Here is a 13,593-nt window from a genome sequence, read left to right as displayed (position 1 = left end):
GCGTGCTTTCCCACGCCTCTCGAGGGGGCGGCGTATACGGAAAGTCGCGTATGTGGAGAGCCGCATGGCATATGCGTTCCGATACCGCTGAGCGGTATCCCGTTATGCCACAACAGGATGCACACGATTCGGCGGTTGTCAACCCCCACCGCTGGCTCGTTGTGGCCCTGACCTGCACCGTTGATCGCGCCGTTACCGAGTCGCATGTTAAACTGTGAACATCGAAAGGGGCACGGGACAGATGATTTTTAAGGTCGGAGACACCGTCGTTTACCCCCACCACGGAGCGGCGTTGATCGAAGCTATCGAAACTCGCACCATCAAGGGTGTACAAAAGGAGTATCTGGTCCTGAAGGTCGCTCAAGGCGACCTGACCGTTCGGGTTCCCGCAGAGAACGCAGAGTATGTCGGCGTCCGCGACGTCGTCGGCCAGGAAGGCCTGGACAAGGTCTTTCAGGTGCTGCGTGCACCGCACACCGAAGAGCCCACCAACTGGTCTCGCCGCTACAAGGCCAACCTCGAGAAGCTCGCCTCCGGCGATGTGAACAAGGTGGCCGAGGTCGTTCGTGACCTCTGGCGTCGTGAACAGGATCGCGGCCTCTCCGCTGGTGAGAAGCGCATGCTGGCCAAGGCCCGTCAGATTCTCGTCGGTGAGCTCGCGCTCGCCGAAGGTACTGACGCCGAGAGGGCAGACACACTGCTCGACGAGGTTCTCGCCGCGGCCTCCTGAACGTGAACGCATTGCACGGCGACAGTCATGTCGTTGCGCTGGTTCCTGCCGCTGGCATGGGCGTGCGCCTCGGTGAATCCAAACCGAAGGCATTCGTTCCGGTCGGCGGCAGTCCCATGCTCGCACTGGCAGTGCAGGGGCTGATCGCCTCCGGGTCCGTCGACGAGGTTGTGGTGATGGTGCCCGCCGAGTTGGTCGACGAGACCCGCGCTCTCCTGCCGGTCACCGAAATTCCGGTACATGTGGTGCCCGGCGGAGCCGAGCGCACCGATTCGGTCCGGGCAGGTCTCGACGCCGCCCCGGACGCCACTCTCGTACTCGTTCACGACGCGGCCCGTGCGCTCACGCCGCCGGCGCTTATCACGCGGGTGGTGGACGAACTGCGCGCGGGCGCGCTGGCTGTGGTGCCCGCTCTGCCTGTCACCGACACCATCAAATCCGTCGATGCCACAGGCGCGGTCACTGGAACTCCCGATCGATCCACTTTGCGCGCCATACAAACTCCGCAGGGCTTCGATGCGCAGCTTTTGCGCGCGGCCTATGCGACCAGTACCCAGGCAACCGATGATGCGGGCCTGGTGGAGCTGCTGGGCGCCATTGTGCGCACGGTGCCGGGCGATGCGCTGGCTTTCAAGATCACCACGCCCCTGGACCTGGTACTCGCTAATACACTGGTGGCACAGGGTGGGATTTCCGTCCCCGTGCAGCAGCGTGACCAGGACCGGGAGGCGGTGGCGAACACATGATCGACCCCACCGCCATGCGCGTCGGCATCGGCAGCGATGTGCACCCCGTCGCGCCCGGCCGCGCCTGCTGGATGGCGGGTCTGCTGTTCGACGGCGATAGTGGTTGCGAAGGCCATTCCGACGGCGATGTCGCTGCTCACGCCCTGTGTGATGCCCTATTGTCGGCCGCCGGTCTCGGCGATGTCGGCGCGGTGTTCGGCACCGGTCGTCCCGAATGGGAGGGCGTGTCCGGAGCGGCCATGCTGAAGGAAGTACGGCGGCTGCTGGATGAGTCCGGCTTCACAATTGTCAATGCGGCTGTACAAGTAATTGGTAATCGGCCCAAGATCGGTCCGCGGCGCGCCGAGGCGCAACAGGTACTGGGCGAGATTCTGGGTGCACCGGTGTCGGTCTCCGGCACCACCACCGACGGTCTGGGACTCACCGGCCGTGGTGAAGGCGTGGCGTCGGTTGCCACCGCCCTGCTGTGTTGTCGGTCCTGAACCGCCACCGCAATTCCCTTCGCGGCTGCCCCATGCCGTATCCGCCCGTCTTCCGCCATATCTCAACAGCTAGGATGCCTGGTCGTGACTCTGCGCCTGTTCGACACCGAGACGCGGACCCTGCGTGATTTCATTCCGCTGGTCCCCGGCCACGCTTCGGTGTACCTGTGCGGCGCCACCGTGCAGGGCGAACCCCACATCGGACATGTGCGCAGCGGCGTCGCCTTCGACGTGCTGCGACGCTGGTTGAGCGCCAATGGTTCCGACGTGGCCTTCATCCGGAACGTCACCGATATCGACGACAAGATTCTGAATAAGGCCGCCGAGCACGGCCGCCCGTGGTGGGAATGGGCTGCCACGCACGAGCGCGCCTTCGATCGCGCCTACGACACACTCGGTGTGCTGCCGCCGTCCGCGGAACCGCGCGCAACCGGCCACATCACGCAGATGGTGTGCATGATGGAGCGCCTTATCGAGCGCGGGCACGCGTACCCGTCCGAGGGCAATGTCTATTTCGACGTGGTGAGCTTCCCGGATTACGGCAGGCTGTCCGGGCACCGGCTCGACGATGTGCACCAGGGCGAGAGCCTCGGGCAGGGCAAGAAGGATCTGCGCGATTTCACGCTGTGGAAGGCCGCCAAGCCCGGTGAGCCGAGCTGGCCGTCGCCGTGGGGTCCGGGGCGTCCGGGCTGGCATCTGGAATGCTCCGCCATGGCCGAGTTCTACCTCGGCCCCGAATTCGATATCCATTGCGGCGGAATGGATTTGATCTTCCCGCACCATGAGAACGAGATCGCGCAGTCGCGTGCGGCCGGGGACGGGTTCGCCCGCTACTGGCTGCACAACGGCTGGGTGACCATGGGCGGCGAGAAGATGTCCAAATCGCTGGGCAATGTGCTGTCCATTCCGAATGTGCTGCAGCGGGTGGGCATACGGCCCGTCGAGCTGCGCTACTACCTGGGCAGCGTGAGCTACCGCTCCATGCTCGAGTACTCCGATCAGGCGCTCACCGAGGCCGCGGCCGCCTACCAGCGGATCGAGGCCTTCGTGCAGCGGGTGGCCGAGCGGACCGGGGATATTCTCCCGGGGACCTGGACCCCGGCCTTCGCCGACGCACTGAACGACGATCTCGGAGTTCCCAAGGCGCTGGCCGAAATTCACCGGCTGGTACACGAGGGCAACAAGGTCGTGGAGGCGGGCGATCTGGACACCGCGCGCGTGCTGGCCGGGCAGATCCGGACCATGCTGGGCATTCTCGGCGTGGACCCGCTGGATCCGCACTGGGCCGCACCCGCCGATTCGTCCACCGCGGTCGCGGCCCTGGATGTGCTGATCGGCGCGGAACTGGAGCGCCGGCAGCAGGCTCGGGCCGATAAGGACTGGGCAGCGGCCGACGCGGTCCGCGATCGCCTGAAGGCGGCGGGAGTCGAGGTCACCGATACTCCCCGTGGCCCGGAATGGTCGTTGACCAAGGAAGAACGCTGAGTTCGGCCGGGTACTCCCGGCGGAACAGGGTCTCGAGATACTCGAGGCGAGACGCGACGCGGCCGACCGCCGGGTCCGACAGCCACGCTGCCTTCGGGTGGCACAGATATTTGGGCGCAGCCGTTCGCTGCGCCGACCGGATGCAGGTTTCCCGCATGATCGACGGAGCGCGGGTTCTCCCGTGACCGGCCGACTGCGGGTTTCCCGCGTAATACGGAAGGCGAAGTAATGGCAGGCAATTCGCAGCGACGCGGTGCGACCCGCAAGGACGGCACCAAGAAGGGGGCCGTCGTCGGCTCCGGCGGCAAGCGCACCCGCGGTCTGGCGGGCCGGGGCGCGACACCGCCCGCGGTCGAGCGCACCAAGCATCCCGCGGCCAAGCGGGCCAAGGCGGCGGCGAAGGCGAAGACCTCGGCCGCGGACGCACGCACCCGCAATGCGAGCCGTCCGATCGCCGGTCGCAAGGACAACGAGGGTCCGGAGCTGGTACTCGGCCGCAACCCGGTGGTGGAGTGCCTGCGCGCGGAGGTTCCGGCCACCGCGCTGTACGTCGCGGTCGGCACCGAGAACGACGACCGGCTCACCGAATCGGTGAAGATTGCCGCGGACGCCGGCATCACCATTCTCGAGGTGCCGCGCAGCGACCTGGACAAGATGAGCCGCAACGGTATGCACCAGGGCGTCGCCCTGCAGGTGCCGCCGTACCGCTACGCGCATCCGGACGACATGGTGGCGCGCGTGCGGGCCTCCGGCACGCCGGCCCTGCTGGTGGCGCTCGACAATATTTCCGACCCGCGCAATCTGGGTGCGGTCATTCGTTCGGTGTCGGCGTTCGGCGGTCACGGCGTGGTCATCCCGCAGCGGCGCAGTGCCAGCGTCACCGCGGTCGCATGGCGCACCAGCGCCGGTGCCGCGGCTCGGCTGCCGGTCGCTCGCGCCACGAATCTCACTCGCACCCTGAAGGATTGGGCGAACGAGGGCTACCAGATCGTCGGCCTCGACGCCGGCGGCGACACCCATCTGGACGAATTCGACGGCAGCACACCGACTGTCATCGTGGTCGGCTCCGAAGGTAAAGGCCTGTCCCGTCTGGTCCGCGAAACCTGCGACGCCATCATCTCCATTCCGATGGCCGGACCGGTCGAATCGCTCAATGCCTCGGTGGCGGCCGGCGTGGTCCTCGCCGACATCGCCCGCCAGCGCCGCGCCTGAGCCCGGCCGCCCCCGAATCGCCTCCGGCACAAACCGATAGGCGATTCGGGGCGGGCCTGCGCGGATTCGCTTATCACGACACGCGGAAGCGGTGTCGCACAACCGAACACCGCGAGTCCGAAGGCAATTCTGCCGCTCCGAACGTAAAATCAGGCGGTGGTCATCCCTCAGCAGCCCATCGGCGCACCCACCGAGCACGAGTATGCGACGGCGGTGTTGATCATGGGGGCGCTCAGCGTGTTCTGCTGTGGCGCACTGGGGCCGGTGGCCTGGGTCATGGGGCGGCGCGCGCTGAACGAGATCGAGGCGTCCGGGGGCGCGTACGGCGGGCGGGTGCAGGTGGTGGTCGGCTACGTGCTGGGGATCGTCGGGACCATATTCATGGTCCTGTTCGGAATCCTGTTCCTGATGATGGTGGTCAGCGGAAGGGCTTGAGGCTCAATCCAGTCCGGGGCGGGGCGCACTGCCGGTGACGGCGTCCCAGGCGGGCCATTCGGAGCTGACGCTGCCGGTCCACTTCGGCGGCCTGCGGTCCTTGAGCGCAGCCACACCCTCGCCGCCGTCAGCACTCTTGGCGACATAGTCGTTGAGTTCGGTTTCCAGGCGGCCCACCGTTTCCGGGGTCATGGCGGGCGCTTCCCAGAGCAGTCGCTTGGACAGCGCCACCGGCAGCGGCGCGGAGCCGTGCGCGATGTCGTGCGCCACCGCGAGCGCGGTCGGCAACACCTCGCTGGCGGGCAGGCAGGAATTGGCCACACCGAGGACCTGTGCCTCTTCACCGTCGAAGGTACGGCCGGTGAGCAGCAGGTCGGCGGCATTGGCATTGCCGACCAGCCGGGGCAGCGTCCAGTGCGCGTAGCCGCCCGCGATCGCACCGCGGCGGACCTGGTTCAGGCCGTACACCGCATCACGCGCCACGTACCGCAGATCGCACTGCAGCGCGATTTCCAGGCCGATGCCCACCGCATGCCCGTTCACCGCGGCAATGACCGGTTTGCGAATGCGGAAGGGCGGCGGATCGATGAGGCCGTTCACCTCGCCGGACTTCAGCGACAGATCCGCGCCCGCGCAGAATGCGGGCGGCGTGCCGGTGATGACGACCGCGCCGATCGCATCCTCGGTATCGCAGCGCCGTAGCGCCGCACCCAGCGCCGCCGCCATCTTCGGCGTGAGCGCGTTCTGCTGAGCAGGCCGGTTGAGCGTGAGCACAGCGACCCCGTCGGACACGTCCACATGCAGTTCCGAACTCATGACCGAATCCTAAACGCAGAGGGCGCCTCGCCCGACCCGATTACACAGCGGTTCCCTCATGTTCGCGGCCCCGTCTCGATCTGATCCACCCCATGTTCGCGGCCCCGTCTCGATCTGATCCACCCCAAGTTCGCGGCCCGTCTCGATCTGATCCACCCCAAGTTCGCGGCCCGTCTCGTTCTGGACTGAGTGGAGCGGAGGAGCGGAAGGAGGGAAGAACGAGACAACGGGGGCCGCGAACCCGCCGCAGCGAAGCGGAGGCAGAAAATACAGCAAATCAACGGAGTATCTGGCGTCCGATGGCGTACTTGTGCACCTCGGTCGGGCCGTCGTAGAGACGGAAGGCGCGCATATCGCGGAAGATCATCTCCACCACGGTCTCATCGCTGATGCCGATGCCGCCGAGCACCTGTACGCAGCGGTCGGTGACCTTGAACAGTTCCTCCGAGACGAACGATTTGGCGATGGAACTCTCGTGCCGGGCCTTCTCGCCCTGATCCATCAGCCAGCAGGCGTGCCAAATGGTGAGGCGGCACTGGTGCAGCGCGATCTCATTGTCCGCCAGCATGAACGACACGCCCTGGTGCTCGCCGATCGGCTTGCCGAAGGCGGTGCGGGTCTTGGCGTAGTCGATGGCGATGGACTGTGCGCGCTCGGCCGCGCCCAGCCAGCGCATGCAGTGCGTGAGACGGGCCGGGGCGAGCCGCAATTGGGCGTACCGCAGGGCCTGACCGGTCTCGCCGAGCACGGATTCCCTGGGCAGCACCAGGTTTTCGAAGCGCACCACCGCATGGCCGCCGACGTAATTGCGGTCCATGGTGTTCATGATGCGTTCGATGACGATGCCGGGCGCGTCGCCGTCGCAGAGAAACAGGGTCGGGCCCGCGGGCAGGTGCGGGTTATCGGCCAAGCGCGCCATGATGATCCACGTTTTCGCGCCGTCGGCGCCGGTGATCAGCCATTTGCGGCCGTTGATCGTGAAGTTCTCGCCGTCGAAGGTGGCGGCGGTGGTGAGCTGGTTGGGGTCGCTGCCCGCGCCGTCGGGTTCGGTCATGGCGAAGACCGAACGCTGGTGGCCGTCGATGACCGGCTGCAGAAAGCGCTCGGTCTGCTCCTGGTTCGCGACCTTGGAGAGCAGGAACATATTGCCCTCGTCGGGTGCGGCGCAGTTCATGGCGACCGGGCCGAGGGTGGACCAGCCGGCCGCCTCGTAGAGCACGGCCTGCTCGATATGGGTGAGTCCGCGGCCGCCCAGGGCGACGGGAGCCTGCACGGTCAGCAGCTTTTCAGCGCGCGCCAATTCGACCAGCTCCTGGCGGAGTTCGTCGGTGGGGCCGTGCGCGGTCAGCCGCGGATCACGCTCGTAGGGGACGATCTTGTCGATGACGAATTGGCGTACCCGATCGCGTTCGGCGGCGAGTTCGGCGGGAATCGTGAAGTCGATCATCGTTGGTCACCATTCATTCCGGGTTGCGTGCGAGCCGAGCATACGATGCGCCGGTTCGGAGACTGAAGGCACCCGCCATCAAACAAGTGCCCGGCGCAGGAAATCTTCGACTTCGGCCCGGTAGGCGGCGGGTTGATCGTCGTGCACGAGGTGGCCCGCCGCCGCGATCACGACATGGCGGGCATTCGGATGCAGCTCGGCCATCCGCCGCATCTGACCGGGCGGAGTGATGGTGTATTCGCCCTCGATGAGCAAGGCCGGGGCGGTGATCGACTGCCACTGACTCCAGAAATCCCGAGTGCCCCACTCCTCCGAGATATCACGGAAGGTGGCCACCTCGCCGTGCAGGCGATAGCCGTCCGGGCCGTGCGTGAACGAGTCGAGGAAGTACCGGCCCGCCACCGGGCCGAAGAACTCCAGTACCGCGGCATCATTCGGGAACGGCTGCGGCCAGGCCCCGATCACCGCGGCCCAGTGTTCGGCGGTGCGGCCTTGGAAGTCCGGGGCCATATCCTCGATCACGAGGGCGCGCACCCGATCCGGATGCGCGGCGGCGAACATCCACGCGTGCAGTCCGCCCATCGAATGCCCGATCACCACCATGGGTTCGGTGATCTGCGCGGTGGCGGCCGCCAGGTCCGCGACAAACGCCTCGGTGGTCGGTACGTCCGGTGCGGGGCGGCCGTGCCCGGCCGCGTCGAACGTGTAGACATGCCCGAACTCGCGCAGCCACTCCAGCTGACCTCGCCAGGTACGAGCGCTGCCCATCAGCCCATGCAACAGCAGGATCGGTACGCCTGTGCCACCTTCGTCGTTAAACATCGCTTCGACGATACGTCCGATTCGCGTAGTACATTCGGGCGCATGGCAGTCGTCAAGATCAACGCAATCGAGGTTCCCGAGGGCTCCGGCCCCGAGTTGGAGAAGCGTTTCGCCCAGCGCGCGCACGCGGTCGAGAACTCCCCCGGCTTCCTCGGCTTCCAGCTGCTCCGCCCGGTCTCCGGCGACAACCGGTACTTCGTTGTCACCCACTGGGATTCCAACGACTCCTTCGAGGCCTGGCGTGACGGCCCGGCCCGGACCGCGCACGCCGGCGGCGAGAACCGGCAGCCGGTCTCGACCGGCGCCTCGCTGCTGGAGTTCGAGGTCGTCCTCGACGTGCAGAGCAAGAACGGCTGATCGACGCACCACCGCGGGACCCGACGACGCAGGCAGTGCCGGTGACATACCGGCACTGCCTGTTGCGTTGCAGCGAAAACCTGTGCCCGGGATCAGGACTCGAAGGTCGCGTCCAGTTCGATATCGTCGACGCCCGCGAGCGCCTTGGAGATCGGGCAGCCCGCCTTCGCACCGGCGGCGGCCGCGAGGAAGCCCGCCTCATCGATGCCGGAGGCGCGGCCGACCACGGTCAGCTTGATCTTGGAGATGCGAAAACCACCGGCCGGGTCCGGGCCCAGGGTGACGTCGGCGGTGACGTCCAGGCTCTCCACGGTGCCGCCGGCCGCGCCGACCTGCCCCGACAGCGCCATGGCGTAGCAGGAGGAGTGTGCGGCGGCGATCAGCTCTTCCGGGCTGGTGGTGCCGTCGGCATTATCGGCGGCGCGCTTCGGGAAGGAGACGTCGTACTTGCCGACGCCGGAGCTCACCAGCTCGACCTGACCGGAGCCGTCCTGCAGCCCGCCGGTCCAAGCGGTGCGCGCGGTACGTGTAGGCATCACTGTCCTTTCAATGAATGGGGTGGGCCAACTCCCGGGACTCTCCGGGGCTTCGCCCCCGAACCCCGACAGCCGGACGGCCTCGAACCTACTCCGTTCAGACGGCCGCGGCGGCGCGCTGGTCAAGTTGCGCGAGCACTGCCGGCCAGGACTGTTCGTGGCGGTCGCGAGACTCGGCATTGGGGAATCCAGCGTGGGTGAGCAAGAGGCCGGTGCCCGCGCCGTGGGGTGAAAGTTCCACGGTGACCACGGTTTCCGCGCCTTCGGTGCCGCCGGCGCCGGTCACCCAGGTCAGTTCCACCAGGCGCTCGGGCTCCAGTCGCAGAAAGCGGCCGTAGTGCGGATGGCCGCCACCCGCGGTGAAGAAGAACGGCTCGTTCACCGCGGGGCGGGACAGCACCGAACCCGGATCGGCGAACCAGAGGCTCAGCTGGCGGGTGCACATGCGGTACAGCTCGTCGGGCGAGGCCGCCATAATGCGCTCGGCGACCAGGAAGAACGGCCGCGTGGAGAGATCGGGAGGCCGGATCGGCGCAACGTCCATGGCGGAGCACGATACCGGCCGCCCCGCGGTTCATTCGGGATTGGTCACCCGCACCAGCACGATGCCGCCGCTGCCATGACAGCGGCGGCATCCACCGTGTGACGCTCAGACCATGTCCCGGCGGCGGATCAGCCAGACCGTGCCCGCCACGAAGAGGGCGACATAGGCGGCGAGAATCAGCAGGGACTCAGCTCGGGTGAGGATGTCCAGCACGCCCGGGGTGGCCGGGCCGGTGGTCGTCCGCAGTGAACCCGCGAGCGATCCGGCGGCGGTACCCGGCAGGTGATCGGTGAGAGCCCTTATCGGAGAAAAGATTCCGGCCACACCGCGCAGCAGGTTCTCCACCACCAGCACCCACACCAGGCCGAGTCCGACAGCCAGCGCCGGTCCCCGGGCAATCGCACCGATCAGTGCGCCCGCCAGTGTCCACATACCCAGAATGGCTGTGCCAGAGACGATTCCGAGCAGCATGCGGCCCGCCGAAGGCAGTGCCAGGGACTGGCCCTGCGTCGAGGCGATGAGCGCCGCCACTCCGGTATCCACGACGAAGGCGACCAGCACCAGCGCGACCACCGTCGCCGCCAGGCTCAGCACCACGCCGCCGACCGCCGCCGACCGCGAAGGGCCCTGGGTGAGAACGGTTTTCCAGGTGCCCCAGCCGTAGCCGCTGCCGATGGCAAGTGCGCCGAGCACCAGCATGAGCGCGCCGCCGAACATGGCCATGCCCTGGGTGAAGACCTCCGGCACCGCGCTCGGAAGCATCTGCTGCAGCAGTACGTCACGGGGCTGACCGTTCGACATTCGGGTACTGGTGCCGGAGGTGTAGGCCAGGTAGTTGAACAGGTAGGCGAAGGTCAGGTTCAGCAGGATCCAGGTTCCGAGCACGATCCAGAAGGCGGGCCACTTGCGCAGTCGCAGCAGTTCGGCCCGGGTGCTTGCCAGCAGGTCGGTCATTTCGCCGTCTCCGTCATCTCGAAAAACACTTCTTCCAAAGACTTTTCATCGCTGCGCAGTTCCAGCAGATCCGCACCCGCACCGATCACCGCACGGGCCACCGCGGGCGCCATTGCCACACCGGCATCAACTCTGATGCCGGTGGCGGTCAGCAGTGCGGACCGATCTCCGACCACCCCGCGTACCGCGGGGAAGGCCAGTTCGAGCGGCTCGGCACGCAGGAAAAGCGATGCCGCGCCACGTAATTCGCGCACGGTGGACTCGGCAAGCAGACGGCCGCCGGATATCACGCCGACACGATCGCAGATCTCCTGCACTTCACTGAGCAGGTGACTGGACAGCACGACGGTGTGCCCGTCGGCAGCGAGGCCGATGATGAGTTCGCGCATCTCCGCCATACCGGCCGGATCCAGGCCGTTGGTGGGTTCGTCGAGAATCAGCAGGTCGGGATGGCCAAGCAGGGCGGCGCCGACACCGAGGCGTTGCTTCATACCGAGTGAGTAGGTGCGGAATTTGTCATTGCCGCGGCCGGCCAGGGCGACCCGGGCCAGCACCTGCTCCACTTCTTCGCGGCCGACACCGCGGTACTTGGCCAGCACGCGCAGGTTGTCGCGGCCGGACAGGTAGGGGTAGAAACCCGGGCCCTCGATGAGAACGCCTATGCGCCGCAGGGTTTCGGGATTACCGGGGCGCTGTCCGAGCACCGTCGCGGTGCCGCCGGAGGGCCGGATGAGGCCCACCAGCATGCGCAGCGTGGTGGTCTTGCCCGCGCCGTTCGGGCCGAGGAAGCCGTAGATCTCACCAGGGCGGACAGTCATGCTCACGGCATCCACGGCGGTGTGCGAACCGTAGCGTTTGGTCAGCCGGTCGGTCTCGACGATCGCTTCGTTCATGCTTCAAGAGTCCGCTGCCACCTGCGGGGAAACATCCGCCGCACAGCGCGATCCGGCATACGTATCTCGACGTATTTACCGCCGAGACAGTGCCGCGGAGGCGCGTACGGCGCTACCGTTCAGCTATGGAGACTCGTGCGGCACGGTGGTGGGATGTGCTGCTCGCACTGGTGGTGGCCGCGATCCAACTCGGTGCGGGCACCCTGGCCAACGAGCACCAACCGCAGATGCGACAGCTCGACCTGCTCGGATACGCGCTACTGGCCGTCGGAGCGCTACTACTGGCGGTACGACGGCGGTATCCGTACCCGGTGTTCTACGCGACGCTGGCGATCACCGCCGCCTACGTACTCATCGGGTACGGGTACGGACCGATCTTCTTTTCACTGGTGATCGCCTTCCTCACCGCGGGCGTCATCGGATCACGCTGGTACACCTACTCTTTCGTCCCGCTCGGATATCTGCTGATGGTGTGGCCGATGCCCGGATGGCGCGGCTACCCCACCGATACCTGGCAGGAATTCGGACTGCTGGCCTGGCTGATCGTGCTCGCCGCGATCGCCGAGGGCATCCGGCAGCGGCGCGCGGCCGTGCTGGCGCGCAACCAGCGCGAAGCGGAAGTCGAGCGCAGCGAACAGGCGCAGCACGAACGCGAAGCAGCCGAACGCGCCCGGGAACAGGCCGAGCGCGAACAGCGCGCCAGCGAGGAGCGGCTCACCATCGCCCGCGAACTGCACGATGTGCTCGCACACAGCCTCTCGCTCATCAATGTGCAGTCCTCGGTGGCGCTGGAACTCATCGACCGGCGCCCCGAACAGGCGGCGACCGCGCTGGCCGCCATCAAGGCCGCCAGTAAGGATGCTCTCGGCGAGGTGCACGCACTACTGCGCTCCATCCGGTCCGGGACCAGCAGTGTGGCCGCACCCACCACACCGACCATCGGCATCAGCGATCTCGACGGGCTCACCCAGCCCGCCCGTGCCGCCGGGCTGCAGGTGCGCACCATTGTGACCGGGCCGGTGAAACGCCTGCCCTCGGTGGTGGATGTCGCGGCCGCCCGCATCGTGCAGGAATCGCTCACCAATGTGGTGCGCCACGCACCAGGGGCGAGTGTGCTTGTCACAGTGCGGTATTCGGTCGACAGACTGCAACTGTGCGTCGAGAACACCCGGCCGGAGCGCGCGGCGACAGGGGTATCCAGCGGCGGGCACGGCATTATCGGAATGACCGAACGGGCGAACGCGCTGGGCGGGCGACTGCTGGCCGAACCGAAGGTCGGTGGCGGCTTCCGGGTCGAAGCCCGCCTGCCCATTCACCTGGCCCGCCCCGAACCCGCTGCCTAGGCGCGCCGTGCTGATCGAGCGCATTCGGACGACACACCGCGATGGCACATCCGAAACCGGCTGCGTAGGTTCGACATATCGACCCGGCAGCTGCGAAGCTGCAGCCCAACAGGAGGTTTCGTGAGTATTCGGGTCGTGATCGCCGACGATCAGGCGCTGGTGCGCGCCGGATTCGCCGCACTACTGGACGCGCAGGACGATATCGAGGTTGTCGGCGAGGCCGACAACGGCGAACAGGCCGTGCGGCTGGCACGGGAACTCACCCCGGATGTCGTGCTCATGGATATTCGCATGCCGGTACTGGACGGGCTGGCCGCCACCCGCGAAATCGCCGCGGCCGCCGAACTTTCCGAGGTGAAGGTGGTGGTGCTGACCACCTTCGAACTCGACGAATACGTCTTCGAGGCCATGCGCGCCGGGGCCACCGGATTCCTGGTGAAGCACACCGAACCCGCCGACCTGGTGCGGGCCATTCGCGTAGTGGCCGGCGGCGATGCCCTGCTCTCCCCCAGCGTCACCCGCCGGCTCGTCGCCGAATTCGCCTCACACGCCAAGCCTGCCCCCGCCACCCTCACCGAACTCACCGACCGCGAACGCGAGGTCATGGCACTGGTCGCAGAAGGCCTGACCAATGCCGAAATCGCCGAACGTCTCTTCATGAGCCCTGCCACCGCCCGCACCCATGTGAGCCGCATCCTGCTCAAACTCGGTGCGCGCGACCGGACCCAACTGGTGGTCCTGGCCTATGAATCCGGCCTCGTCCGCCCCGGCTGGCAATAGCGGCAACCTGC

The 13,593-nt window shown here is 67.1% G+C and carries 16 protein-coding genes; 9 read left to right on the top strand and 7 right to left on the bottom strand.

Translation table 11 applies throughout. The features are described from left to right. The first annotated feature begins 241 nt into the window (after positions 1-241). The 6 genes from JWN03_RS00185 to JWN03_RS00160 all read left to right on the top strand — a co-directional run bounded on the left by JWN03_RS00185 (position 242) and on the right by JWN03_RS00160 (position 5,090). Positions 242-730 carry a CarD family transcriptional regulator gene (locus tag JWN03_RS00185; RefSeq protein WP_297607767.1) on the top strand — a complete coding sequence of 163 codons (489 nt, stop codon included), beginning with the start codon at positions 242-244 and terminating at the stop codon, positions 728-730. Positions 731-741: 11 nt separating this feature from the next. After that, positions 742-1,476 carry a 2-C-methyl-D-erythritol 4-phosphate cytidylyltransferase gene (gene ispD / locus JWN03_RS00180; RefSeq protein WP_297607899.1) on the top strand — a complete coding sequence of 245 codons (735 nt, stop codon included), beginning with the start codon at positions 742-744 and terminating at the stop codon, positions 1,474-1,476. A gap of 14 nt (positions 1,477-1,490) precedes the next feature. Next, the gene (gene ispF / locus JWN03_RS00175) at positions 1,491-1,958 is read left to right on the top strand and encodes a 2-C-methyl-D-erythritol 2,4-cyclodiphosphate synthase (RefSeq protein WP_297607896.1); all 468 of its coding nucleotides are present in this window, start codon (positions 1,491-1,493) and stop codon (positions 1,956-1,958) included. Between the two features lie 84 nt (positions 1,959-2,042). After that, positions 2,043-3,443 carry a cysteine--tRNA ligase gene (cysS, locus tag JWN03_RS00170; RefSeq protein ID WP_297607764.1) on the top strand — a complete coding sequence of 467 codons (1,401 nt, stop codon included), beginning with the start codon at positions 2,043-2,045 and terminating at the stop codon, positions 3,441-3,443. A gap of 228 nt (positions 3,444-3,671) precedes the next feature. Continuing rightward, on the top strand, positions 3,672-4,655 hold the full coding sequence (gene rlmB / locus JWN03_RS00165; protein WP_297607762.1) for a 23S rRNA (guanosine(2251)-2'-O)-methyltransferase RlmB: 984 nt from the start codon (positions 3,672-3,674) through the stop codon (positions 4,653-4,655). Between the two features lie 156 nt (positions 4,656-4,811). Continuing rightward, a complete protein-coding gene (locus JWN03_RS00160) occupies positions 4,812-5,090 on the top strand; it encodes a DUF4190 domain-containing protein (RefSeq protein ID WP_297607759.1) in 279 nt (92 codons plus the stop codon). 3 nt (positions 5,091-5,093) lie between these two features. Here the strand turns inward: JWN03_RS00160 and JWN03_RS00155 are convergent, their stop codons facing one another. From JWN03_RS00155 to JWN03_RS00145, 3 genes are all read right to left on the bottom strand, one after another. Beyond that, a complete protein-coding gene (locus tag JWN03_RS00155; RefSeq protein ID WP_297607756.1) occupies positions 5,094-5,906 on the bottom strand; it encodes an enoyl-CoA hydratase/isomerase family protein in 813 nt (270 codons plus the stop codon). A 277-nt stretch (positions 5,907-6,183) separates the two neighbouring features. Then, a complete protein-coding gene (locus JWN03_RS00150; RefSeq protein WP_297607754.1) occupies positions 6,184-7,353 on the bottom strand; it encodes an acyl-CoA dehydrogenase family protein in 1,170 nt (389 codons plus the stop codon). 78 nt (positions 7,354-7,431) lie between these two features. Continuing rightward, the gene (locus tag JWN03_RS00145) at positions 7,432-8,175 is read right to left on the bottom strand and encodes an alpha/beta fold hydrolase (protein ID WP_297607751.1); all 744 of its coding nucleotides are present in this window, start codon (positions 8,173-8,175) and stop codon (positions 7,432-7,434) included. A gap of 42 nt (positions 8,176-8,217) precedes the next feature. Here JWN03_RS00145 and JWN03_RS00140 point away from each other — a divergent pair, with 42 nt between their 5' ends. Continuing rightward, complete coding sequence (locus JWN03_RS00140) at positions 8,218-8,532, top strand: antibiotic biosynthesis monooxygenase family protein (RefSeq protein ID WP_297607748.1); 315 nt, start codon at positions 8,218-8,220, stop codon at positions 8,530-8,532. 92 nt (positions 8,533-8,624) lie between these two features. On the opposite strand, the gene JWN03_RS00135 is transcribed toward JWN03_RS00140, so the two are convergent. From JWN03_RS00135 to JWN03_RS00120, 4 genes are all read right to left on the bottom strand, one after another. Then, the gene (locus JWN03_RS00135; RefSeq protein ID WP_297607746.1) at positions 8,625-9,068 is read right to left on the bottom strand and encodes an OsmC family peroxiredoxin; all 444 of its coding nucleotides are present in this window, start codon (positions 9,066-9,068) and stop codon (positions 8,625-8,627) included. 97 nt (positions 9,069-9,165) lie between these two features. Next, positions 9,166-9,612 carry an SRPBCC family protein gene (locus JWN03_RS00130; protein ID WP_297607744.1) on the bottom strand — a complete coding sequence of 149 codons (447 nt, stop codon included), beginning with the start codon at positions 9,610-9,612 and terminating at the stop codon, positions 9,166-9,168. 105 nt (positions 9,613-9,717) lie between these two features. Further along, positions 9,718-10,566: an ABC transporter permease subunit gene (locus JWN03_RS00125; RefSeq protein ID WP_297607741.1), complete on the bottom strand. Its 849-nt coding sequence runs from the start codon at positions 10,564-10,566 to the stop codon at positions 9,718-9,720. Further along, positions 10,563-11,459 carry an ABC transporter ATP-binding protein gene (locus JWN03_RS00120; RefSeq protein WP_297607738.1) on the bottom strand — a complete coding sequence of 299 codons (897 nt, stop codon included), beginning with the start codon at positions 11,457-11,459 and terminating at the stop codon, positions 10,563-10,565. The genes JWN03_RS00125 and JWN03_RS00120 overlap by 4 nt, the downstream gene beginning before the upstream one ends. A 125-nt stretch (positions 11,460-11,584) precedes the next feature. Between JWN03_RS00120 and JWN03_RS00115 the strand changes: the two genes are divergently transcribed. Further along, positions 11,585-12,802: a sensor histidine kinase gene (locus JWN03_RS00115; protein WP_297607735.1), complete on the top strand. Its 1,218-nt coding sequence runs from the start codon at positions 11,585-11,587 to the stop codon at positions 12,800-12,802. Between the two features lie 120 nt (positions 12,803-12,922). Further along, entirely contained in the window at positions 12,923-13,582 is a 660-nt protein-coding gene (locus JWN03_RS00110) for a response regulator transcription factor (RefSeq protein ID WP_297607733.1), read from the top strand. Positions 13,583-13,593 lie beyond the last annotated feature (11 nt).

This window comes from Nocardia sp., assembly GCF_025465275.1.
Taxonomy (GTDB): domain Bacteria; phylum Actinomycetota; class Actinomycetes; order Mycobacteriales; family Mycobacteriaceae; genus Nocardia.
The sequence above is the reverse complement of the archived record's forward strand: the minus strand, read 5'-3'. Positions and strand labels throughout refer to the sequence as shown.

Bases quoted from the DNA above. Each gene is read 5' to 3' on its own strand.
- JWN03_RS00185 (WP_297607767.1), top strand. From the start codon at position 242: ATGATTTTTAAGGTCGGAGACACCGTCGTTTACCCCCACCACGGAGCG.
- ispF (WP_297607896.1), top strand. From the start codon at position 1,491: ATGCGCGTCGGCATCGGCAGCGATGTGCACCCCGTCGCGCCCGGCCGC.
- rlmB (WP_297607762.1), top strand. From the start codon at position 3,672: ATGGCAGGCAATTCGCAGCGACGCGGTGCGACCCGCAAGGACGGCACC.
- JWN03_RS00155 (WP_297607756.1), bottom strand. From the start codon at position 5,906: ATGAGTTCGGAACTGCATGTGGACGTGTCCGACGGGGTCGCTGTGCTC.
- JWN03_RS00150 (WP_297607754.1), bottom strand. From the start codon at position 7,353: ATGATCGACTTCACGATTCCCGCCGAACTCGCCGCCGAACGCGATCGG.
- JWN03_RS00145 (WP_297607751.1), bottom strand. From the start codon at position 8,175: ATGTTTAACGACGAAGGTGGCACAGGCGTACCGATCCTGCTGTTGCAT.
- JWN03_RS00140 (WP_297607748.1), top strand. From the start codon at position 8,218: ATGGCAGTCGTCAAGATCAACGCAATCGAGGTTCCCGAGGGCTCCGGC.
- JWN03_RS00135 (WP_297607746.1), bottom strand. From the start codon at position 9,068: ATGCCTACACGTACCGCGCGCACCGCTTGGACCGGCGGGCTGCAGGAC.
- JWN03_RS00130 (WP_297607744.1), bottom strand. From the start codon at position 9,612: ATGGACGTTGCGCCGATCCGGCCTCCCGATCTCTCCACGCGGCCGTTC.
- JWN03_RS00125 (WP_297607741.1), bottom strand. From the start codon at position 10,566: ATGACCGACCTGCTGGCAAGCACCCGGGCCGAACTGCTGCGACTGCGC.
- JWN03_RS00120 (WP_297607738.1), bottom strand. From the start codon at position 11,459: ATGAACGAAGCGATCGTCGAGACCGACCGGCTGACCAAACGCTACGGT.
- JWN03_RS00115 (WP_297607735.1), top strand. From the start codon at position 11,585: ATGGAGACTCGTGCGGCACGGTGGTGGGATGTGCTGCTCGCACTGGTG.